Source organism: Allobosea sp. (assembly GCF_030695125.1).
In the GTDB taxonomy this organism is placed as follows: Bacteria; Pseudomonadota; Alphaproteobacteria; order Rhizobiales; family Beijerinckiaceae; genus Allobosea.
The window spans coordinates 1-1,057 of the sequence record NZ_JAUYTP010000001.1; the positions used below are offsets into that span (position 1 = coordinate 1).

Genomic DNA, 1,057 nt, shown 5'->3' on the forward strand with positions numbered 1-1,057 from the left:
GTGATCGAGCAGCATCGGGTCGAGGATCAGATCGGCGCCCCCAGGTGAGAGCCACACCGTCGTCGCTCCGAGGATCGCGCCCAGCACCAGCAGCGCCCCCGCCACCTTCGTGTAGACGAGCGACTGCCGCGCCACGGCCGGCGCTTCCGGCTACTTCAGCGACGCCATGAACTCAGGAGAGGGAGGGCACTCCGAAGACACGTCAACGAGGGTCCCGCTGGGGTCTCGAAGGAGCATTCGACGCTGGCCGTAGAACAGGTTCCGCGGCGCCTCGACGGGTTCCAGACCGCGCTGGACGACGGCCCGATGGACCGCATCGACATCAGGAACCACGATGGTCAGCAGCATGCCTGCAGGCGCAGTCCTGAACGCCTCGGGAACGATGTCGTGGTTCCGCCGCAGAATGCCCAGCTCGATGGAGGGGTTGTCCTTCGCTTGAAGGTGCACGAACCACTCGCTGTCGAAGTCCACGCGCCAGCCAAACAGCTCGACGTAGAAGTCTCTGACCTCTGGGAGCCGGTCAGAGAAGATGCAGACGAAGGAACGAAGGACAGTCATGTGACGCGACTACCATCCGGAAACAGCAGCGCCAAGTGACTTTGGGCGCGCTCACCGGCTGACTTCCAGCGACGCCCATCGCTCGATGTGTCTCTCAGCGGGCCTGACACCGAGCGAGTCCCTCTCCGTTCCAACACCAGTCGCCAGCCTCGGAAGCAATGGCACGATCTGCCCCAGCCCCCCGCCGTGTCGGCTGACCAGACCAACCTCGACGAAGCCATCGTGTCGGCACGAACAAGAAGAACAAAGCAGGAGACTGGGCGAAGGGTCGAGTGCCGACGTTGCGTGCGAGGGCCCAGAGACGTGGCCGACAGTGGGCGGGACGGGCGGCGGGACGGGCGCGCGGAAGGGACGAGCTCCAGCACCGGGCAGAGCCGGACACTGGCGGAGCCCGCGGGAGCGACGAGTCAGCCTCAGCCAGCCAGCGGCAGGGCGGGCTGCGCGGTGGCAGGTGGGAGGAGCCGTCGCGGCGGGAGGTGATGGCCGAGCTGGGTGAGGC

At 66.7% G+C, this 1,057-nt stretch carries 1 protein-coding gene; it reads right to left on the minus strand.

Annotated features, from left to right (window positions below; genetic code table 11):
* Positions 1-150: 150 nt before the first annotated feature.
* A complete protein-coding gene (locus Q8S38_RS00005) occupies positions 151-558 on the minus strand; it encodes a VOC family protein (protein WP_305678363.1) in 408 nt (135 codons plus the stop codon).
* Between the last annotated feature and the right edge of the window lie 499 nt (positions 559-1,057).